The sequence below is a fragment of the Kerstersia gyiorum genome (genome assembly GCF_004216755.1).
In the GTDB taxonomy this organism is placed as follows: domain Bacteria; phylum Pseudomonadota; class Gammaproteobacteria; order Burkholderiales; family Burkholderiaceae_B; genus Kerstersia; species Kerstersia gyiorum.
The window spans coordinates 47,417-66,591 of sequence record NZ_SGWZ01000006.1; the positions used below are offsets into that span (position 1 = coordinate 47,417).

At 63.6% G+C, this 19,175-nt stretch carries 19 protein-coding genes and 1 other RNA gene; 14 read left to right on the plus strand and 6 right to left on the minus strand.

Annotation, left to right across the window (positions count from 1 at the left end; translation table 11 throughout):
* The first annotated feature begins 64 nt into the window (after nt 1–64).
* Complete coding sequence (locus tag EV679_RS15155) at nt 65–1,459, plus strand: phosphomannomutase/phosphoglucomutase (RefSeq protein WP_130487666.1); 1,395 nt, start codon at nt 65–67, stop codon at nt 1,457–1,459.
* Nucleotides 1,460–1,490: 31 nt separating this feature from the next.
* Complete coding sequence (locus EV679_RS15160) at nt 1,491–1,850, plus strand: DUF488 domain-containing protein (RefSeq protein WP_127773196.1); 360 nt, start codon at nt 1,491–1,493, stop codon at nt 1,848–1,850.
* A 21-nt stretch (nt 1,851–1,871) separates the two neighbouring features.
* Here the strand turns inward: EV679_RS15160 and msrA are convergent, their stop codons facing one another.
* Nucleotides 1,872–2,420 carry a peptide-methionine (S)-S-oxide reductase MsrA gene (msrA, locus tag EV679_RS15165; protein WP_130487667.1) on the minus strand — a complete coding sequence of 183 codons (549 nt, stop codon included), beginning with the start codon at nt 2,418–2,420 and terminating at the stop codon, nt 1,872–1,874.
* A 191-nt stretch (nt 2,421–2,611) separates the two neighbouring features.
* Between msrA and EV679_RS15170 the strand changes: the two genes are divergently transcribed.
* From EV679_RS15170 to lgt, 6 genes are all read left to right on the plus strand, one after another.
* A complete protein-coding gene (locus EV679_RS15170) occupies nt 2,612–3,532 on the plus strand; it encodes an alpha/beta fold hydrolase (RefSeq protein WP_068375238.1) in 921 nt (306 codons plus the stop codon).
* A gap of 336 nt (nt 3,533–3,868) precedes the next feature.
* Nucleotides 3,869–5,551 carry an L-lactate permease gene (lldP, locus tag EV679_RS15175; RefSeq protein ID WP_130487668.1) on the plus strand — a complete coding sequence of 561 codons (1,683 nt, stop codon included), beginning with the start codon at nt 3,869–3,871 and terminating at the stop codon, nt 5,549–5,551.
* Nucleotides 5,552–5,631: 80 nt separating this feature from the next.
* Nucleotides 5,632–6,390, plus strand: coding sequence for a transcriptional regulator LldR (gene lldR / locus EV679_RS15180; protein ID WP_068375293.1), 759 nt, complete (start codon nt 5,632–5,634; stop codon nt 6,388–6,390).
* Entirely contained in the window at nt 6,387–7,532 is a 1,146-nt protein-coding gene (lldD, locus tag EV679_RS15185; protein WP_068375245.1) for an FMN-dependent L-lactate dehydrogenase LldD, read from the plus strand. The genes lldR and lldD overlap by 4 nt, the downstream gene beginning before the upstream one ends.
* Entirely contained in the window at nt 7,529–9,292 is a 1,764-nt protein-coding gene (gene dld, locus EV679_RS15190; RefSeq protein WP_130487669.1) for a D-lactate dehydrogenase, read from the plus strand. The genes lldD and dld overlap by 4 nt, the downstream gene beginning before the upstream one ends.
* A gap of 146 nt (nt 9,293–9,438) precedes the next feature.
* Nucleotides 9,439–10,227 (plus strand): prolipoprotein diacylglyceryl transferase, encoded by a 789-nt coding sequence (gene lgt, locus EV679_RS15195; protein ID WP_068375251.1) that lies wholly within the window; start codon nt 9,439–9,441, stop codon nt 10,225–10,227.
* On the opposite strand, the gene EV679_RS15200 is transcribed toward lgt, so the two are convergent.
* From EV679_RS15200 to EV679_RS15220, 5 genes are all read right to left on the minus strand, one after another.
* Nucleotides 10,199–10,936, minus strand: a complete 738-nt coding sequence (locus EV679_RS15200) for an SIMPL domain-containing protein (protein ID WP_068375254.1) — start codon at nt 10,934–10,936, stop codon at nt 10,199–10,201. The genes lgt and EV679_RS15200 overlap by 29 nt on opposite strands.
* Before the next feature lie 193 nt (nt 10,937–11,129).
* Nucleotides 11,130–11,313: non-coding RNA, 6S RNA (gene ssrS / locus EV679_RS15205), on the minus strand.
* Nucleotides 11,314–11,397: 84 nt separating this feature from the next.
* Nucleotides 11,398–11,709 (minus strand): cell division protein ZapA, encoded by a 312-nt coding sequence (locus tag EV679_RS15210; RefSeq protein ID WP_068375257.1) that lies wholly within the window; start codon nt 11,707–11,709, stop codon nt 11,398–11,400.
* Entirely contained in the window at nt 11,697–12,140 is a 444-nt protein-coding gene (locus EV679_RS15215) for a hypothetical protein (protein WP_127773190.1), read from the minus strand. The genes EV679_RS15210 and EV679_RS15215 overlap by 13 nt, the downstream gene beginning before the upstream one ends.
* An 85-nt stretch (nt 12,141–12,225) precedes the next feature.
* Entirely contained in the window at nt 12,226–12,786 is a 561-nt protein-coding gene (locus EV679_RS15220) for an RNA pyrophosphohydrolase (protein WP_068375263.1), read from the minus strand.
* 101 nt (nt 12,787–12,887) lie between these two features.
* On the opposite strand from EV679_RS15220, the gene EV679_RS15225 reads away from it, so the two are divergent.
* The 6 genes from EV679_RS15225 (at nt 12,888) to tolB (ending at nt 19,106) form a co-directional block, all read left to right on the plus strand.
* The gene (locus tag EV679_RS15225) at nt 12,888–14,621 is read left to right on the plus strand and encodes a proline--tRNA ligase (RefSeq protein WP_130487670.1); all 1,734 of its coding nucleotides are present in this window, start codon (nt 12,888–12,890) and stop codon (nt 14,619–14,621) included.
* A gap of 28 nt (nt 14,622–14,649) precedes the next feature.
* Complete coding sequence (gene ybgC, locus EV679_RS15230; protein ID WP_068375268.1) at nt 14,650–15,081, plus strand: tol-pal system-associated acyl-CoA thioesterase; 432 nt, start codon at nt 14,650–14,652, stop codon at nt 15,079–15,081.
* A 14-nt stretch (nt 15,082–15,095) separates the two neighbouring features.
* On the plus strand, nt 15,096–15,776 hold the full coding sequence (tolQ, locus tag EV679_RS15235) for a protein TolQ (protein WP_068375270.1): 681 nt from the start codon (nt 15,096–15,098) through the stop codon (nt 15,774–15,776).
* On the plus strand, nt 15,776–16,231 hold the full coding sequence (locus tag EV679_RS15240; RefSeq protein ID WP_068375273.1) for an ExbD/TolR family protein: 456 nt from the start codon (nt 15,776–15,778) through the stop codon (nt 16,229–16,231). Before tolQ ends, EV679_RS15240 begins: the two co-directional genes overlap by 1 nt.
* Nucleotides 16,232–16,241: 10 nt before the next feature.
* Complete coding sequence (gene tolA / locus EV679_RS15245) at nt 16,242–17,429, plus strand: cell envelope integrity protein TolA (RefSeq protein ID WP_130487671.1); 1,188 nt, start codon at nt 16,242–16,244, stop codon at nt 17,427–17,429.
* A 411-nt stretch (nt 17,430–17,840) separates the two neighbouring features.
* Nucleotides 17,841–19,106: a Tol-Pal system beta propeller repeat protein TolB gene (tolB, locus tag EV679_RS15250; RefSeq protein ID WP_068374505.1), complete on the plus strand. Its 1,266-nt coding sequence runs from the start codon at nt 17,841–17,843 to the stop codon at nt 19,104–19,106.
* Nucleotides 19,107–19,175: the final 69 nt, after the last annotated feature.

Below are 19,175 nucleotides of genomic sequence, written 5' to 3' on the forward strand. Positions count from 1 at the left end.
ATGTACCGACGCTGCAGCGCCGAAGCCGCTGCCGCTCTTTTCCTTTTCAGACCCGACCACACACATGACCGCTACCTCGCTGCCTGCCCTGCCCGATGCCGTTTTCAAAGCCTACGATATCCGCGGCACGGTTCCCGAACAGCTCAACGACGCCTTCGCCATCCGCCTGGGACGCGCGCTCGCGGAACAAGCCCGCGAGCTGGGCGTCGCCACCGTGGTCGTCGGCCGTGACGGGCGCCATAGTGGCCCGGCTCTTTCCCAGGCGCTGCAGCAAGGCCTGCGCCAGGGCGGCGTGGATGTCGTGGACATCGGCTCCGTCCCGACGCCGCTGGTGTACTTCGCCACTTTCATCCTGAATACCGGCTCTGGCGTTGCCATCACCGGCAGTCACAACCCGCCCCAATACAACGGCTTCAAGATCATGCTCGGCGGCCGCACGCTGCATGGCGAAGACATCCTCGGCCTGAAAGCCCGCATGGCAGCGCCGCAACCCTACGACGGCCCGCAAGGCAAAGTGGAAAACCGCGACCTGGCAGGCGACTACGTGCAACGCATCACCAGCGATGTCCGCTTGCAACGCCCGATGAAAATCGCGCTGGACGCAGGCAACGGCGTGGCCGGCCCCACAGCCGTGCGCCTGTTCGAAGCCCTGGGCTGCGAAGTCACCCCGCTGTTCTGCGATATCGACGGCGACTTTCCCAACCACCACCCCGACCCCGCCGATCCGCACAACCTGGAAGACCTGATCCGCACGCTGCAGGACACCGATTGCGAAATCGGCCTGGCCTTCGATGGCGACGGCGACCGCCTGGGCGTCGTCACCAAATCCGGCCACATCGTCTGGCCCGACCGCCAGCTGATTCTCTATGCCCGTGACATTCTGGCGCGCCAGCCTGGCGCCCAGATCATCTACGACGTCAAATGCACCCGCCACGTCGCCCTGGCCGTGGCAGCCGCAGGCGGCAAGCCGCTGATGTGGCGCACCGGCCATTCGCTGATCAAATCCAAACTGGTGGAAACCAGCGCCCCGCTTGCCGGGGAAATGAGCGGGCACATTTTCTTCAAGGAACGCTGGTACGGCTTCGACGATGGCCTCTACGCCGGGGCGCGCCTGCTGGAAATCCTGTCGCGCAGCGCCAACCCGTCCGAAGTTCTGGAAGCCTTGCCCGACGCGCTGTCCACGCCTGAACTCAAACTGCCCATGCAGGAAGGTGAACCCCATGCGCTGGTCGCCGCCCTGCAGGAAAAAGCGCAATTTCCCGGTGCACTGCACGTGCATACGATAGATGGGGTGCGCGCCGAGTACGCCGACGGCTTCGGCCTAGCGCGCGCGTCGAACACCACGCCTGTCGTGGTACTGCGCTTCGAAGCCGACAGCCCTGCCGCACTGGAACGCATCAAGCAGGCCTTCAAGGAGCAGATCCTGGCCCTGGCGCCGCAGGCGCAACTGCCCTTCTGAGGCACACCCATCCCCCTGGCAAGGAGGCGTCATGCAGCACGAGATTCACATCAAGCGCATCTATGAACCTGCCAGCGCCGGGGATGGCGCGCGTATTCTGGTCGACCGGCTCTGGCCGCGCGGCATCAGCAAGGCCAACGCCGCCCTGACCCTCTGGTTCAAGGATATCGCGCCGACGCCGGAACTGCGCAAATGGTTCGGCCATGACCCCGGACGTTTCGACGAGTTCCGCCAGCGCTATGAAGCCGAACTCGCCGGCAACCCACAGGCCATCGCGCAGATGGAGCCATACGTGCGCCAGGGCGATGTCACGTTGCTCTATGCCGCGCACGACCCTCACTGCAACCATGCGCTGGTGCTGGCCGACTTCCTGCGCAGTGCGCTGGGCTAAACGCCGCGACGCCTTGCCGCCCTACTCGCTGCGCTGCAGCCTGGCGAATTTCTTGCGCATTGCGCTGACCTTCGGCGCAATCACGAACTGGCAATAACCCTGCCAGGGATTGCGCGCGAAATAATCGTCATGTTCAGACTCCGCCGGCCAGAACACTGGCGCCGGCAGGATTTCCGTCACGATAGGCACGCCGTCGGTCAAGCCTTCGACCTGCAGCCGGTCCCGTACCGCCAGCGCCGCCACGCGTTGGGCCTCGGAAGCATAGAAGATGACTGAACGATACTGTTCGCCGACGTCATTTCCCTGACGGTCACGGCTGGTCGGATCGTGCGAAGCAAAAAACACCTCCAGCAACTGTTCGGCCTGGATGCGGCTGGGGTCGAAAGTGACACGCACCACCTCGATATGCCCCGTACCACCCTGGCATATTTCCTCGTAGGTCGGGTGCTCCGTCCGTCCGCCGGCATAACCCGGCTCTACCGACTCAACGCCATCAAGGGAGCTGAATACGGCATCCGTGCACCAGAAGCAGCCGCCGCCGACAATCAAGGTTTCTTTCTGTTCGCTCATCGTCCTTCCGTCCTTCTTTCCCATCACTGATCTCAGGCGCCCGGCGCGGGCGGGTACAGCATTATTCCAGATGCCTTCACCGCGCCACCGGATTTCCCCTATTGTCATATTCGATCATGACAATGTAACGATTCTCATTATTTTTCATATATGATTTCTATCCCGTGATGACATCCGCCCGGTGAAACCCTATGCCCAGCATTCCTGCCACCGCCACTCCACCCTCCCATACCCAGGGTTCATCGGCCTTTGCGACGACACGGGATGGCCGCCAGCTGCATTATCAGGAGCTGCCAGGGCCCGGCGCAACGGATAACACCGGGGCAGGCTACGGGCCCACCCTGGTTTTCGATGCAGGCATGGCCGCATCGCGGTCGTTCTGGGGCTTGGTGCAGCCGCAATGCGCCCAATGGGCACGTTCCATCGCCTATGACCGCAGCGGGCTGGGGCGCAGTCCCGCCGACTCCCAGCCTCGCACCATAGAGCGCATGGCCAGCGACCTCAACGAGCTGCTGGATCACCTGGGTGCCGGCCCCTTCATCCTGATTGCCCACAGCGGCAGCGGGTTGATCGTGCGTGCCGCAACGGCCGCCTGCCCAGCCCGTATTGCCGGCCTGGTACTGGTGGATGTCACCGACGAAGGCTGCACACCGGTTTTCAGCCCAACCTTCCGCCTCATGGAAAAAGCAGCGCACGGCGCCAGCGTCCTGCTGGCGCGCCTGGGCCTGCTGGAAGCCTGCTACCGCAGCGCCATTGCCGGCCTGCCCGCCGATGTGCGGCATGACCTGAGCCGGGAGGGCTTCACGCGGGCCGTCATGAAAACCCGTGCCGCCGAATTGCAGGGCCTGGTCGATGCCATGCACGCTTTCCGGCATCAGCCCCCGCGCCTGCCGGACATTCCTGTCAGCGTGATTTCCGGCATGCAGGCCGATTTCGGCATGAGCAAGCGCTTGCGTGCAGCCGCCAACGGAGCACACCGCCTGCGCGCTGCCCACTGCCGCCAAGGCCGGTTCATTCCCGCCCGGCACTCCGGCCATGCCGTGCTTCTGAGCGAACCCGAACTGGTGGCCAACGAAATCCACCATCTGCTGCGACAACACCCCCGTCACTAGCCCCGCGCACCGCCCGCCCCGCAGGCGAGCCCGCACGCCGTGCAGCCCCCCATCTGGGCTGACGCATATGTGCCCCCTCACGCCCGCTCCAGCAGGGTGCGTTGCCTGTCGCTGCCCGGCCCCGGATGCCGCCTGCGGCGGCCGTCCGGCACGGAAGGTTTACCCACCTAGCCGCCCGATAATTGGTAATACCAATATATCCTCAAAAAGTCACAGAAATTGCTGAAAACTAGGGAAAACCTTGATGCTAACGGTGAATAAGCCCTGCATATAATTGCTCACCTTTTCACCAAACCACAAAATTGGTACGACCACTTCCCAAAAGGAGACTCCGCAATGCCACAGGCTTGGCCACAAAACTATGATCCGGCGGGCAATATCTGGCTCTCCGCACTGGTCGCACTGATACCCATCATTTTCTTTTTCCTGGCGCTGACGAAACTGCGCCTGAAGGGTTACATCGCAGGCACCATCACGGTATTGCTGGCCCTGGGCGTGGCATTGCTGTTCTACCGCATGCCCATCAGCGGCGCGCTGGCGTCCGTGGTCTACGGTTTCTTCTACGGCCTGTGGCCCATTGCCTGGATCATCGTCGCGGCGGTCTTCCTCTACAAAGTCTCGGTCAAGACCGGGCAGTTCGACATCATCCGCGCCTCCATCCTGTCCATCACGCCAGACCAGCGACTGCAACTGATCCTGGTGGGTTTCAGTTTTGGCGCATTCCTCGAAGGCGCAGCTGGTTTCGGCGCACCGGTGGCGATTACCGCCGCGTTGCTGGCCGGGCTGGGCTTCAAGCCGCTCTACGCCGCCGGCCTGTGCCTGATTGCCAATACGGCCCCCGTGGCGTTCGGCGCCATGGGTATTCCCATCATCGTCGCCGGCCAGGTCTCCGGCCTGGACCCCTTTGCCATCGGCCAGATGGCCGGCCGCCAGTTGCCCTTCATGACGATTCTCGTGCTGTTCTGGCTGATGGCCATCATGGACGGCTGGCGCGGCGTGCGCGAAACCTGGCCAGCGGTGCTGGTTGGCGGCGGTTCGTTTGCCATCGTGCAATTCCTGACGGCCAACTACATCGGCCCGGAGCTGCCGGACATCACTTCCGCCATCGTGTCGCTGATTGCACTCACGCTGTTCCTGAAGGTCTGGAAGCCCAAGCACATTTTCCGCTTCGATGAAGCCGAAGGCCAGGCCGGCAGCCAGCAGCCAAACACCGCACAGGCCGTGCCCGCCAGCAGCGCCCCCCTGAATGCGGGCAGCATTATCAAAGCCTGGTCCCCCTTCATCATCCTGACCGCCATGGTCACGATCTGGAGCGTGAAGCCTTTCAAGGCGCTATTTGCCGCAGGCGGCCCACTGGCCAACTGGATTCTCAGCATGCCGGTGCCCTACCTGCACAACCTGGTCGAGAAAACCCCGCCCATCGTCGCCGCCGCGACGCCCTATGCAGCCGAGTACCGCTTCGACTGGTTCTCCTCCACCGGCACCGCCATTCTGATCGCCGCGCTCATCACCATTCTGATCCTGCGCATGAAACCCGCGCAGGCGCTGGCAACGCTGGGCGAAACCTTCAAGGAACTGGCCCTGCCCATCTACTCCATCGGCATGGTCCTGGCTTTCGCCTTCATCGCCAATTATTCCGGGCTGTCCGCCACGCTGGCGCTGGCGCTGGCCCACACTGGCGACGCCTTTACCTTCTTCTCTCCCTTCCTGGGCTGGATCGGCGTTTTCCTGACGGGTTCAGACACTTCTGCCAATGCCTTATTTGGCGCATTGCAGGCCACCACGGCCCAGCAGATCGGGATTCCCGAAGTACTGATGGTCGCCGCCAACACGACCGGCGGCGTGACGGGTAAGATGATCTCTCCGCAATCCATCGCCATCGCCTGCGCGGCCGTCGGCCTGGTTGGCAAGGAGTCGGACCTGTTCCGCTTCACCGTCCGCCACAGCCTCGTGTTCGCCGTCATCATCGGCTGCATCACGACCCTGCAGGCTTATGTCGTGCCCTGGATGATCCCGTAAAACCGAGGCCGGCAATGCCCCCGTCAGCGCAAGGCGCCAGACGGGGGCATTGCCGCTGAGGAATATTGATTTTCTCGACCATGCGCCTTTCCGACCAAGTTGCCGAAAAACTGCTTTCACTGATCCAGGCCCAGGGGATCGCGCCCGGTGGACGCCTGCCTGCGGAACGCAGCCTGGCTGAACAGTTGGGGGTGTCGCGCACGGCGCTGCGCGAGGCGATCCAGAAGCTGTCCAGCCATGGCATCCTCGTGAGCAAAATCGGCTCCGGCACGTTTCTTCAGGCCGCCGCGCACCAATGGCCGCAACAGTCGATCTCACCGCTGGCAGCGCTGATGCTGGAAGACCCGCATTACCGCTACGACGTCCTGGAAGCCCGCGCTGCGCTGGAATCCAATACGGCCGCCCTGGCAGCACTGCGCGCCACCGACGAAGACAAGGAAAAAATCCAGCGCTGCTATGAGCAGATGATTGCCCACCAGCAGCGCGGCGACGTCACGCAATCCGCGCATGCCGATGCGCAATTCCACCTGGCCATCGCCGAAGCTTCCCACAACCTGGTCCTGCTGCAGGTCATGCGCGGCCTGTTCGACCTGGTTCTTTCTACCGTGGCGCAAAACCGCCGCGTCATGTTCATCCACGATAGCCCGTCCTCACAGGACAAACTCACCATCCAGCATGAAAGCCTGATGCAGGCCATTCTTGCAGGAGACCCCGAGCGTGCCCGCAGCATCATCAGCGATCACCTGGAGTACGTGCGAGTCACGCTGCACAAAATGGATGACGACATTGCCAGGCGCGAGCGCTCCGCCCGCCTGCCCTCTCTGGAAATACAGCCATGATCATCTCTTCTCCCTCCGACTACCGCCTGGCCGCCAAGAAACGCCTGCCGCCCTTCCTGTTCCACTACATCGACGGCGGCGCGTATTCCGAAGACACCCTGCGCCACAATGTCAGCGACCTGTCAGAGATCCTGCTGCGCCAGCGCATCCTGAAAGACACGGCCACCCTGGACCTGAGCACCCGGCTGTTCGACGAAACGCTGTCCATGCCGCTGGCGCTCTCGCCCGTCGGCCTGACCGGCATGTATGCGCGCCGTGGCGAAGTCCAGGCCGCACGCGCGGCGGATGCCAAGGGCATCCCCTTCACCATGTCCAGCGTTTCGGTCTGCCCGATCGAGGAAGTAACGCCCAAGATCAAGCGCCCCATGTGGTTCCAGCTGTATGTCCTGAAAGACCGCGGCTTCATGCGCAATGTGCTGGAACGCGCCCGCGATGCCGGTTGCTCGACGCTGGTCTTCACGGTGGACATGCCCATCCCCGGCGCACGCTACCGCGACGCCCATTCAGGCATGAGCGGCCCCAATGCCAACCTGCGCCGTTATCTGCAGGCCGTCACCCGCCCGGGCTGGTCCTGGGACGTCGGCCTGTTTGGCCGTCCCCATGATCTGGGCAACATCTCGGCCTACCTGGGCAAGCCCACCGGCCTGGAAGACTACATGGGCTACCTGGGCGCCAACTTCGACCCCACCATTTCCTGGAAAGACCTGGAATGGATACGCGATTTCTGGCAAGGCCCCATGGTCATCAAGGGTATTCTTGATCCTGAAGACGCTCGCGATGCCGTCCGTTTCGGCGCCGATGGCATCGTCGTGTCCAACCATGGCGGCCGCCAGCTCGACGGCGTGCTCTCCGCCGCCAAGGCACTGCCCCCCATTGCCGACGCAGTCAAGGGGCAACTGAAGATCCTGGTCGATTCCGGCGTACGCAGCGGCCTGGATGTGGTCCGCATGATGGCGCTGGGCGCAGACCTGGCCATGATAGGCCGCGCCTATATCTACGCGCTGGCTGCCGGCGGCCAGGAAGCTGTGGCAAACTTGCTGAACCTGTTCGACAAGGAAATCCGCGTCGCCATGACCCTGACCGGCGCGCGGAATATCGGTGAAATCACTTCCGACCTGCTGGTCAAGGAGGGACTCGCATGACCACCGAAAGCACTGACAGCACCGCCAGTGACGGCACCCAGCTGCTGTCCCGGTTGCGCCAGCTGGTCGGCGCCGACAACGTCCTGACCCATGCCTCCGCCACCCGGCGCTTCCGCAAGGGGCATCGTACCGGCGAAGGCAAAGTCCTCGCCGTCGTGCGGCCCGGCACGCTGCTCGAACAATGGCAGGCAGTACAGGCCATTGTCGCTTCGGGCCGCATTGTCCTGATGCAGGCAGCGAACACTGGCCTGACCGGCGGTTCGACGCCGGACGGCAACGACTACGACCGCGAAATCGTCCTGATCAACACGATGCGCATCACTGGCGTGCAGGTCATACGTGGCGGCGAGCAAGTTGTCTGCCTGCCCGGCGCCACGCTGGACCGCCTGGAGCAAACCCTGGCCCCCCTGGGCCGCGAGCCACACTCGGTGATTGGTTCCTCCTGCATAGGCGCGTCGGTGCTGGGCGGAGTCTGCAACAATTCCGGTGGCGCACTGGTGCGGCGCGGCCCGGCCTACACCGAACTGGCCCTGTACGCCCGGGTCCGGGAAGACGGCGAACTGGAGCTCGTCAATCACCTCGGTATCCGGTTGGGTGACACGCCCGAGGAAATCCTGACCCGCCTGCAATCCGGTGACTACCAGCCCGAGGACATCGCCAACGACGCCGGTGCAGCATCGGACCCGCGCTATGCCGAACACGTCCGGCAGGTAGACGAGCCCACGCCCGCGCGTTTCAATGCCGACCCCTCGCGACTGCACGAAGCGTCCGGCTCTGCCGGGCGCATCTGCCTGTTTGCGGTGCGCCTGGATACCTTCCCGCGCGAACCGAGCACGGTGTTCTATATCGGCAGCAACAACCCCGACGACCTCACCGAGGTGCGCCGCCACCTGCTGACTGAACTGCCCAGCCTGCCCATCGCCGGCGAATACATCCACCGCACGGCGTTCGACATCGGCGCGAAGTACGGCAAGGATGTGTTCCTGCTGATCGACAAGTTCGGCACGGCGCGCGTCCCCAAGGCCTTCGCCATCAAAAGCCGCATTGACGACGTCTGCGAACGCCTGGGTCTGCCAGGCCTCACCGACCACGTGCTGCAGGCTTTCACCGCGCTGCTGCCCAATCACCTGCCGCGCCGCATGCGCGACTACCGCGAACGCTACGAGCACCACCTGCTGCTGCGCGTCTCCAACGATACGGCCGACGCCACGCGCGCCTTCCTGCAACAGCATTTCGGCGGCAGCAGCAGCGGCGCCTATTTCGAGTGCGACGCGGAAGAAGGCCGCAAGGCCTTCCTACACCGCTTTGCCATCGCCGGGGCAGCCATCCGCTACCGCGACACGCATCGCCGCTCGGTCCAGGACATCGTCGCCCTGGATATCGCGCTGCGCCGCAACGACCGCGACTGGGTAGAACAACTGCCCCAGGAGATGGAAGGCGACATCATCCACAAGCTTTACTACGGCCACTTCTTCTGCCACGTCTTCCACCAGGACTACATTGTTCGCAAGGGCGTGGACCCGCTGGCAATGGAACACAGCATGTGGAAACTGCTGGATGCGCGCCAGGCGGAATACCCGGCCGAGCACAATGTCGGCCATCTTTACGTCGCCAAGCCGGCGCTGGCCGACTTTTACCGCCAGCTCGACCCGACCAATACCTTCAATCCCGGCATCGGCCATACCTCCAAGCTCAAGCATTGGGGCAATTGCTGCGAACAGCGCGGCCTGCCTGCGGCCTACCGCAGCAGCCAGGACTGAAGCACCTGATGCAGGCTCGGGACGGATACCGCCAGTCCCGAGCCTGCCGGCAGGGAACTTGCTTGCCGGGCCATGGTCACTTTCCAGTCCAGCAGCGGCTGGTATGATCGCCGCATTGCTCCTCTGGCTCCCTGCTCCCTCATATCATGCTGCAACATCCGGAATTCAACCCCATTGCCCTGCAGCTCGGCCCGCTGGCCGTGCACTGGTACGGGCTGATGTACTTATGCGGTTTCGTTTCCGCCTGGCTGCTGGGCCGCTGGCGTATCCGCCATGGCGGACTGACCCGCCTGACCGAACGCGATCTCGACGACATCATTTTCTATGGCGTCATCGGCGTAATCCTGGGCGGCCGCCTGGGCTATGTGCTGTTCTACAAACCTGCCTACTACCTGTCGCATCCGCTGGAAATCTTTTACCTCTGGGAAGGCGGCATGGCCTTCCATGGCGGCCTGCTGGGCGTGGTCATCGCGCTGCTGCTGTTTGCACGCAGCCGCAAGTATTCGGTGCTGGAAGTCGGCGACTTCGTTACCCCGCTGATCCCCCTCGGGCTGGCATTCGGCCGCCTGGGCAATTTCATCAATGGTGAATTATGGGGGCGCGCAACCAATGTACCCTGGGGCATGGTGTTCCCCCAGGCGCAGGATGGCATTGCACGTCACCCGTCGCAGTTGTATCAGATGAGCCTGGAAGGCCTGGCGCTGTTCGTGATCGTCTGGTTCTTCGCGCTGCGGCCCAGGCCCGCCGGGCAGATCAGCGGCCTGTTCCTGGCCGGCTACGGCATCTTCCGCTTCGCTGTCGAGTTCACCCGTGAACCCGACAGCTTCCTGGGCCTGCTCGCCGGCGGCCTGAGCATGGGCCAGTGGCTGTCACTGCCCATGATCCTTGCCGGCGCCTGGCTTCTCTTCAGGGCTTCAGAGCAACCGTCCCGCTGACCGACACCGACACCGTCACGGTGTCGGCTTCCAGCGGCACGCTGTCAGCGGCCGCACCGGCAGCCTTGGCCATCATCATCTGAGGACGCGGCGCCATTTCATACTGCACGCCACTGCCGCCCAGGTCGATCTTGCGAATCTCATAGCCCTTGAAGCCGAAGGCCTCGGCCGCGGCCCCGGCACGCTGGCGGAAGGCGTCCGCCGCCTGTTGCAACAGGCGCTCCTCGTGCTTGGCGCGCGCCTCGTCCGAGAGAATGAAAGCGATGTTATCCAGGGGCATCTGATCTTGTACCTTGACGGCCAGCCCGGACGCCTTGGCAAAGTCAGTCGATTCCAGCAGGATTTCAGCCCGGCCGCGCCAGGCGCTGATGCGGCCGTCGCGGTCGGTCTGGGGCCAGATGCGGTAATTGCCGTTACGCGCCTTCACGCCTTTTTCATCACGCAACATCTTCATGGCCGCTTCCAGATGCTCATTGAGCGCGCGGCTGACATCTGTCTGGCTGGCGGCTTCCGACTCATACGCCAGCGTGAGCAAGACCGTATCCTGTTGAACCTTGGCTGCAGCCTGAGCCTGCAGGGTCAGTTGCGGCGCACGATCGCGCGGCTGGCGGTCTTCACCGTTGCCTGCCCAGGCAGTCGCTGCGGGCAAGGCCAGCGCCAGGGCCAGTGCGGCGCCACGGCGGATCATACGTTGTCGGGTACGCTGCATGGAGTGCTCCTTTATCTACAGGGAAAATAGAATACGGCGAGAATAACCCGTGCCGAACAGGCACCCGCCCGGCAGCAAAGGCCTACAGGCGGCCGCCTGCCGTCACGAAGCGGCCGCCAAAGAAAAAAGGCGGTGCCGCTACACGACACCGCCTTGATTGACTGCGGGAAACGCGTTTTGTTCCCGCGACATTGAATGCCCCGCGTGTGCCGTCCAGGCCGGCATCTCGAACCCAGAGAGTTCAAGTTGGTCGCTCGTGGTCTGGCTTCGGGTTCGTCTGACAAGAGACGATCGCACCTACCGGACGCCCTTACAACCTATGCCATAAAAGCATCGGTTCAGAGAATATGGCCAAGTCACGAACACCGCAGGGACAACCTGCTGGCCAGCTGTGTGATGGTACAGCCCGCCCAATTCTTCACTGCATGTAAAAATGGATACTAAGTACGGCGCCAGATGGCTCAGGAGGCAGGATTTTCCTCTGCCAGCGCGGCATCTATCATCTGGTGCACGGATTCAATTTTACGCTTGAAATCACCCACTGCCAAACTGCCCAGCGGCCCGTCCGGCGCTTTCATGGCAAGCAGTTCACTGGCGATCTGCAGCGCAGCCAGCACGGCGATGCGCTCATTGCCGGACACCCGGCCACTGGCCTGGATGTGGTTGGTCACCCGTGCCACATGATTGACCGCAGCCTGCAAGGTCTGCTTTTCCTCGGCCGAGCAGGCCAGGGAGTAATCACGCGACAGGATGGTGGCATTTACGCGTTCCATTGCCTAGCCTCCGAGCCAGTTTCCTGGGCCGCGACCAGCGCACCAGGCAAGCGTTCCAGCACGGCGTCGATACGTTGCCGCGCTTCTTCATTCACTGCCTGCAGGCGCACCAGCTGGCCTTCGCGCACACCCAGTTCCACCCGCATGCGCTGGTTTTCCGCCGACAGGCGTTCCACCTCTGCGCGCAGACCGGCTGTTGCGTTGTCCACTTCAGTTTGCAGGCTCAGGCGGGAAGCCTCGCACTCATCGAGCAACTGCTGCAGCGTTTCCGCCTGTTCGCGCTGCTCGAGCAACTGGCTTTGCAACTGTGAGCCGCGCCGCACGGCGGCTGCCTCGCGTTCAAGCGCAGCAACGCGCTCGGCCTTGAGGCGTGCCGAGTACTGAGTCAACTGCCCGATACGGGCAACGAGTCGATCGAGATCTTCCAACATATTCGCTATCGTAAACCATCCCGGCATTTCCGCGAAAGCGCCACCCGCCGCAACGGGTGGCGCCTCGCGCCGCATTCCCTACAGACTACAGCAACAGCGGCGTTCCCGCTCCTGCGTCCTGGTCCTGACGCCCGCCCGGACGATGCCGCAGATAACGTTTGTTATGCTGCGCCCGCCGGAACAGGATCGCCGCCAGCTCATTGAGCGCCAGCGAATAGACATCCCGCTTGAAATCTATGACAGAATCCAGCGGCACCCAATAATGACTCCAGCGCCACGCGTCGAATTCCGGGTGCGAACTCGCCCGAAGGCAAACATCGCTGTCCCGTCCGACCAGCCGCAACAGGAACCAGATCTGCTTCTGGCCCCGGTAGTGACTGCGCGAATCACGACGCAAAAAGCGCTCCGGCACGTCATAGCGCAACCAGTTGCGCGTACGCCCCAGAATGCGGACATGCTCCGGCAGCAGGCCGACTTCCTCGTGCAGTTCGCGGTACATTGCCTGCGCGGGACTTTCCCCGTGCTTGATACCGCCCTGCGGAAACTGCCATGCGTGCTCTCGTATACGCTTGCCCCAGAACACCTCGTTCTTGTGGTTGACAAGGATAATGCCGACATTGGGACGATAGCCTTCACGGTCAAGCATCAGCCACCCCCAGCGAATTCAATACAATTACGTGTGATTATACGGTCAGCCTTTTCTTCTGCCGATCCGATTCGACCCTTACTTCGAGCCTCACTCTTACCATGCGCGCTTCACGTTACCATCTGAACACCCTCAAAGAAGCCCCCTCCGACGCCGAGGTCACCAGCCATCAGCTCATGACCCGCGCCGGCATGATCCGCAAGCTGGCCGGCGGTATCTACAATTACATGCCGCTCGGGCTGAAGGTCATCCGCAAGGTCGAAGCGATCGTGCGCGAAGAAATGAACCAGGCCGGCGCACTGGAATTGCTGATGCCCGTCGTCCAGCCCGCCGAGCTGTGGGTGGAATCCGGCCGTTGGGAACAATATGGCCCCGAACTGCTGCGCATCAAGGACCGCCATGGCCGCGACTTCGTGCTGCAGCCCACGTCCGAGGAAGTCATCACCGACATCGCCCGCAACGAAATCCAGAGCTGGCGCCAGCTGCCGGTGAACTTCTATCACATCCAGACCAAGTTCCGCGACGAGCGCCGCCCCCGCTTCGGTGTCATGCGCGGACGGGAATTCACGATGAAGGATGCCTATTCCTTCGACCGCGACGAAGCCGGCGCGCAAGCCAGCTACGACACGATGTACGAAGCCTACATGCGCATCTTCACGCGCCTGGGCCTGGTTTTCCGCGCCGTGGCCGCCGACACCGGCTCCATCGGCGGCAGCCGCAGCCATGAGTTCCAGGTCATTGCCGACACCGGCGAAGACCTGATCGTCTATGACCCGGACAGCGATTACGCCGCCAACATGGAACTGGCCGAAGCGCCTTGCCTGTTGCCGGCACGCGCGCCAGCCGCCCAGGCCCTGGAAAAAGTGGCCACCCCGAACGCCAGCAAGTGCGAGGAAGTGGCTGCGCAACTCGGCCTGCCGCTGACGCAGACCGTAAAATCCCTGGTGCTCGCCACCGATGACGCCGAAACCGGCAAGGCCACGCTGTGGCTGCTGCTGATCCGCGGCGATCACGAGCTCAACGAAGTCAAGGTCGGCAAGCTGCCGGGCCTGAAGAACGGCTGGCGCTTCGCCACCGAAGCCGAGATCCTCGAGCATTTCGGTGCCCGCCCCGGTTCGCTGGGTCCGATCGGTACCTCCCTGCCAGTACGCGTCGTGGCCGACACGACCGTCGCCAACATGAGCGACTTCGTCGTCGGCGCCAATGCCGATGGCTTCCACTACAGCGGCGCGAACTGGGGCCGTGACCTTGCCGAGCCGGAACTGGTTGCGGACATCCGTAATGCAGTGGCCGGTGACCCGGCGCCGTCGGGCGGCCGCCTGGCCATCCAGCGCGGCATCGAGACCGGCCACGTGTTCTACCTGGGCACCAAGTATTCCGAAGCGCTGAAAGCCACCTTCCTGGACGAAACCGGCAAGCCCGCGCTGATGCAAATGGGCTGCTACGGCATCGGCATCACCCGTATCGTCGGCGCCGCCATCGAACAGAACCACGACGCCAAGGGCATTGTCTGGCCGCGCGCGCTGGCGCCCTTCGAAGTCGTCCTGTGCCCGGTGGGCTGGGGCAAGAGCGAAGCGGTGCGCGAGCAAGCCGAAGCCATCTACGGCGCGCTGCAGGCCCGCGGCATCGACGTGATCCTGGACGACCGCGACCAGCGCCCCGGCGTCATGTTCGCCGAATGGGAACTGATCGGCGTGCCGGTACGCGTCACCATCGGCGAGCGCGGCCTCAAGGACGGCATCGTCGAAGTCCAGAGCCGCCGCGCCGGCAATGCCGAGCACATCCCGGTGGCCCAGGCGGTAGAAGCCATCCTGGCCACGCTCGACGCTTATTGATCCCTTACCCCGTCCGCAGGACTCAACCATGGTTCCCTCCCAAGCTACCCCTGCAGGCGAAACGCTGGCAGTCCGTGTCTACTACGAAGACACGGACGCCGGTGGTGTCGTCTTCTATGCAAACTATCTGAAGTTCATGGAACGCGCCCGCACGGAATGGCTGCGCCGGCTGGGCGTGAACCAGGCCGAATATGCCCGCGAGACGGGCGCCGTGTTCGTGGTGCGCGAAGTCAGCATCCAGTACCGGCGTTCTGCGCGCCTCGATGACCTGCTCACGATACGCAGCCGCATCACCCGCATCGGCGGCGCATCCGTCGATTTTTTTCAGGAAGTCCTGCGCGGTACGGAACTGCTGGCCACCAGCACCATCCAAGTCTGTTGCGTCAACGTTGACACCATGCGGCCCATGCCTGTGCCTGAGCCGCTGCGCTCCACTTTGCTCACTTTCATTTCGGAATAACGGAATCACCCTCCATGGCATCCTCCTCCGCCGATATGTCGATACTGTCACTGATCCTGAACGCCAGCATTCCGGTTCAGGTCATCATGCTGCTGCTGGTATTGATTTCCATCCTGTCCTGGACCTTCATCTTCGGCAAACGCAGCACGCTGCGCCGCGAGCAGGCACTGACGCGCCGCTTCGAAAACGATTTCTGGTCCGGTGGCGACCTCAACATGCTGCAGCAATCCATCAGCACCCACCGCAACGAACATGGCGCCCTGGCGCGCATCTTTGACGCCGGCATGACGGAATTCACCAAAGTGCGCCGCAATCCGCCCGCCGACCACGCCGCCCTGCTGGACGGCCCGAACCGCGCCATGCGCGCCGCCTACCAGCGCGAAGTCGACAGCCTGGAATCGAACCTGAACTTCCTGGCGTCGGCCGGCTCCGTCAGCCCCTATATCGGCCTGCTGGGCACGGTCTGGGGCATCATGCACGCCTTCGTGGGCCTGGCCCATGTGCAACAGGCCACGCTGGCATCGGTCGCGCCCGGCATCGCCGAAGCCCTGATCGCCACCGCCATCGGCCTCTTTGCAGCCATTCCCGCCGTGGTCGCCTACAACCGCTACACCCACGACATTGACCGTCTGGCGCTGCGGTTCGAAAACTTCATGGACGAGTTCCTCAACATCCTCCAACGTCAGGTGCGCTGATGGCATCACTACGCTCGCGTGGTGGCCGCGGCGGCCGCCGCCTGAAAAACGAGATCAACGTCGTTCCGTATATCGACGTCATGCTGGTGCTGCTGGTCATCTTCATGGTGACCGCGCCGCTGATCACGCCCGGGCTGATCAACCTGCCCACGGTGGGACAGGCCGACCAGATTCCCAGCACACCGCTGGAAATCCAGCTGGAAGCGGACGGCAAGCTCGGCCTGCGCATGCGCGAAGCGGGCGCCGAAGTCGAAAGCATCAACCGCGCCGACCTGGTGTCCGCCGTACTGGGTCGCCTGACCCCGGATACGCCGGTCGTCATTGCCGCCGACGGCAAAGTGCCCTACGAAGAGGTCATGAAAGTCATGGATACCCTGCGCGCCGCCGGTGTCGCGCGCCTGGGCCTGCTGGTGGACCAGCAGGCGTCCGACAACAGCAAGACTGGCAAGCGCTGAGCCCTGAATCATGAAATCCTCACGCGATCCCGATCCTAACGTGATACCTGACGACGACGCGCCCAAGCTGCCGCGCAAGGCATTGGTGCAATCCCTGCTGGCGCACGGCGTGCTGGCGCTGCTGGTCGTCGTCGGCATGTGGCGCAGCAAGGACGATTCGCGCCCGATACAGGTAGAAATGTGGGCGCCGGGCGACAGCCCCAATGCCGGCCAGCCAGAATCGGCACCGTCCGAACCGGCGCCGCCCAAGCCTGCCCCCAAACCCGAGCCGCAACCAGAACCGAAGCCGGAGCCTCCCGCTCCGCCACCACCGCCTCCCCCGCCACCGCCCAAGCCTCCCGAGGAACAGGCGCCCGACCCTGAAATCGCCCTTGAAGAAAAACGCAAGGCCGAGGAAGCTCGCAAGGCGGAAGATGCGCGCAAGGCAGAGGCCGCCCGCAAGGCGGAAGAAGCACGCAAGGAAGAAGAGGCCAGGAAGGCCGAGGAAAACCGCCGGGCGCAGGAAGCCCGCCGCGCGGAAGAGGCGCGCCGCGCCGAAGAAATCCGCAAGGCGGAAGAAGCGCGCAAGGCAGAAGAATCCAAGAAGGCCGAGGATGCCCGCAAGGCCGAAGAGGCACGCCGCGCTGCCGAGGCCCGGCGAGCCGAGGAAGCCCGACGCGCAGAAGAAGCCAAGAAAGCTGAAGAGGCCAAGAAAGCCGAGGACGCCCGCAAGGCAGAAGAAGCCCGTCGCGCCGAGCAGGCGCGCCGCGCCGAAGAAACCCGCAAGGCAGAAGAAGCGCGCAAGGCAGAAGCCGCCCGCAAGGCAGCCGAAGCCAAGGCAGAACGCGACCGCCAGTTGCGCGACGCCATGCGCGGTGACGTGCTGGGTGCTGCCGGCCTGCCGGGCGGCGCTGCCAACCGCAACCAGGCTGGCGGCGGCGACGACAGCGGCTACGCCGCCCAAGTCCGGGCGTGCATCAAGGCCGGCGTCTCCTTCCACCCGACCGCCGAACAATTGAACGGCGGCAATCCGGCGGCCGAATTCGTGGTGCAGCTGAACCAGAGCGGCCAGGTGCTGAATGTCGGCCTGCGGCGCTCGTCAGGCATAGCCACCTTCGACCGCGCAGTGGAGACCGGCATCCGGCGTTGCAGCTTCCCGCGCCCGCCGTCGGGCAAGTACCCCGAGCGCATCGACGTCATTTATCGTCCGAACGACTGAGCGGAGCCGGTGCGATGAACAGCCTTCACGCAAACGTCCCGCAGGCAGCCGAGCCCCGTGCCGGGGCGTCGCTGCCTGCGATACACGCGCAACGAATCGTGACAGCTGCGTCATACTGGCCCGCCCCTGCCCGAGGTATTCTATCCGCCCGGCATCCATGCCTCACCGCCCGTCCCGACAGCCAACAGCAAGCGGTACGGCCTGGCGGCAGGAAGGCCCGTTTCCCCCTATTCGAATACGCCACGGCGGCTCCGGCCCCATGGCGACGTTCCCCGCCGGTATCCGGCAAGTACCCTGAAACGATAGATGTAAGCTATCGTCTATACGATTGAAGATCAGGAGCGCAACAACATGACTTTCCCGCCTCTCATACTGGCCTACCGAAACCGGCAGAATCTGCTGGCAAGCTGGATGCAACGGCTGCTCGGCCTGCTGGTGCTGGCTGCCATGTTCCTGGCCCTGCCCACCGCCCATGCGCAACTGCGCGTGGATATCTCCGGCACCGGCGCGCAGCAATATCCGATCGCCATTGCCGACTTCAGCGACGACCCCGCAGGCCGGGAAATTTCCCAGGTCATCCGCGCAGACTTGTCCCGCACCGGCCAGTTCCGCCTGATTTCCACCGGGGCGGCGCAACCGCGCTCGGGCGATGAAATCAATTTCGCCGAGTGGCGTGACCGTGGCGCCGACACGCTGGCCTATGGCACCGTCACCCAGGCTGGCGGCCGCTACGAAGTGCGCTATCACCTGGTCGACACCGTGCTGGCCAGCCAGCTGGATGCCGCCGTGTTCTCCGGCACCGCGCAGGAACTGCGCCGCATCGCTCACCAAATCGCCGACCGCATCTATGAAAAGATCACCGGTGTGCGCGGCGTGTTCTCCACCCGTCTGGCCTATGTACTCAAGCAAGGCAACACCTATGAACTGCAGATTGCGGACGCCGACGGCCAGAACCCGCGCGTGGCGCTGCGTTCGCGCGAACCCATCATTTCGCCGACCTGGTCGCCCGACGGCAAGAAGCTGGCCTATGTGAGCTTCGAATCCGGCAAGCCCGTGGTGTATTCCCACACGCTGGCCACCCGTGAACGCCATGCCGTCGCCAACTACAAGGGCAGCAACTCCGCCCCGGCCTGGTCGCCCGACGGCAACCAGCTGGCCGTGGTCCTGACGCGCGACGGCCTGTCTCAGGTCTACGTGGTCAATGCGGATGGCTCCAACCTGCGGCGCGTGACCCGTTCGCCGCTGATCGACACGGAACCTGTGTTCGCCCCCGACGGTCAAAGCCTGTACTTCACCAGTGATCGGGCCGGAAGCCCCCAGATTTATCAAGTAAATTTGGATGGGAGCAACACTCGTCGTGTCACATTCAATGGAAATTACAACATTTCTCCGAGGGTTTCCCCCGACGGACGACGCTTGCTGTACATTTCGAGGCGCGAAGGCGGTTTCCGGGTCGCCATGCTTGACTTGGCCACGGGAACGGAAACGCTGTTGACCAACGGCAGCGATGACCAGTCCCCCAGTTTCTCGCCCAACGGCCAGCAAGTGTTGTACGCTGCCGTGAATGGCGGTCGTGGTGTTCTGTCAGCCGTATCCAGCGATGGCCGCGTCCGCCAGACGCTCTCCGTGTTGAACGGGGAAGTCCGTGAGCCGACCTGGGGACCGTTTCCGCAGTAACTAAAGACTAATGGCCATGGCTAACATGCCAACAGGAAGTGCCTGTCCGCGCAGCCTCTAATACACGAC

Bases quoted from the DNA above. Each gene is read 5' to 3' on its own strand.
- lldD (WP_068375245.1), top strand. From the start codon at position 6,387: ATGATCATCTCTTCTCCCTCCGACTACCGCCTGGCCGCCAAGAAACGC.
- EV679_RS15200 (WP_068375254.1), bottom strand. From the start codon at position 10,936: ATGCAGCGTACCCGACAACGTATGATCCGCCGTGGCGCCGCACTGGCC.
- EV679_RS15220 (WP_068375263.1), bottom strand. From the start codon at position 12,786: ATGCTTGACCGTGAAGGCTATCGTCCCAATGTCGGCATTATCCTTGTC.
- EV679_RS15155 (WP_130487666.1), top strand. From the start codon at position 65: ATGACCGCTACCTCGCTGCCTGCCCTGCCCGATGCCGTTTTCAAAGCC.
- EV679_RS15240 (WP_068375273.1), top strand. From the start codon at position 15,776: ATGGCATCACTACGCTCGCGTGGTGGCCGCGGCGGCCGCCGCCTGAAA.
- EV679_RS15160 (WP_127773196.1), top strand. From the start codon at position 1,491: ATGCAGCACGAGATTCACATCAAGCGCATCTATGAACCTGCCAGCGCC.
- EV679_RS15210 (WP_068375257.1), bottom strand. From the start codon at position 11,709: ATGGAACGCGTAAATGCCACCATCCTGTCGCGTGATTACTCCCTGGCC.
- ybgC (WP_068375268.1), top strand. From the start codon at position 14,650: ATGGTTCCCTCCCAAGCTACCCCTGCAGGCGAAACGCTGGCAGTCCGT.
- tolA (WP_130487671.1), top strand. From the start codon at position 16,242: ATGAAATCCTCACGCGATCCCGATCCTAACGTGATACCTGACGACGAC.
- tolB (WP_068374505.1), top strand. From the start codon at position 17,841: ATGCAACGGCTGCTCGGCCTGCTGGTGCTGGCTGCCATGTTCCTGGCC.
- EV679_RS15215 (WP_127773190.1), bottom strand. From the start codon at position 12,140: ATGTTGGAAGATCTCGATCGACTCGTTGCCCGTATCGGGCAGTTGACT.
- dld (WP_130487669.1), top strand. From the start codon at position 7,529: ATGACCACCGAAAGCACTGACAGCACCGCCAGTGACGGCACCCAGCTG.
- msrA (WP_130487667.1), bottom strand. From the start codon at position 2,420: ATGAGCGAACAGAAAGAAACCTTGATTGTCGGCGGCGGCTGCTTCTGG.
- lldP (WP_130487668.1), top strand. From the start codon at position 3,869: ATGCCACAGGCTTGGCCACAAAACTATGATCCGGCGGGCAATATCTGG.
- EV679_RS15170 (WP_068375238.1), top strand. From the start codon at position 2,612: ATGCCCAGCATTCCTGCCACCGCCACTCCACCCTCCCATACCCAGGGT.
- lldR (WP_068375293.1), top strand. From the start codon at position 5,632: ATGCGCCTTTCCGACCAAGTTGCCGAAAAACTGCTTTCACTGATCCAG.
- EV679_RS15225 (WP_130487670.1), top strand. From the start codon at position 12,888: ATGCGCGCTTCACGTTACCATCTGAACACCCTCAAAGAAGCCCCCTCC.
- lgt (WP_068375251.1), top strand. From the start codon at position 9,439: ATGCTGCAACATCCGGAATTCAACCCCATTGCCCTGCAGCTCGGCCCG.
- tolQ (WP_068375270.1), top strand. From the start codon at position 15,096: ATGGCATCCTCCTCCGCCGATATGTCGATACTGTCACTGATCCTGAAC.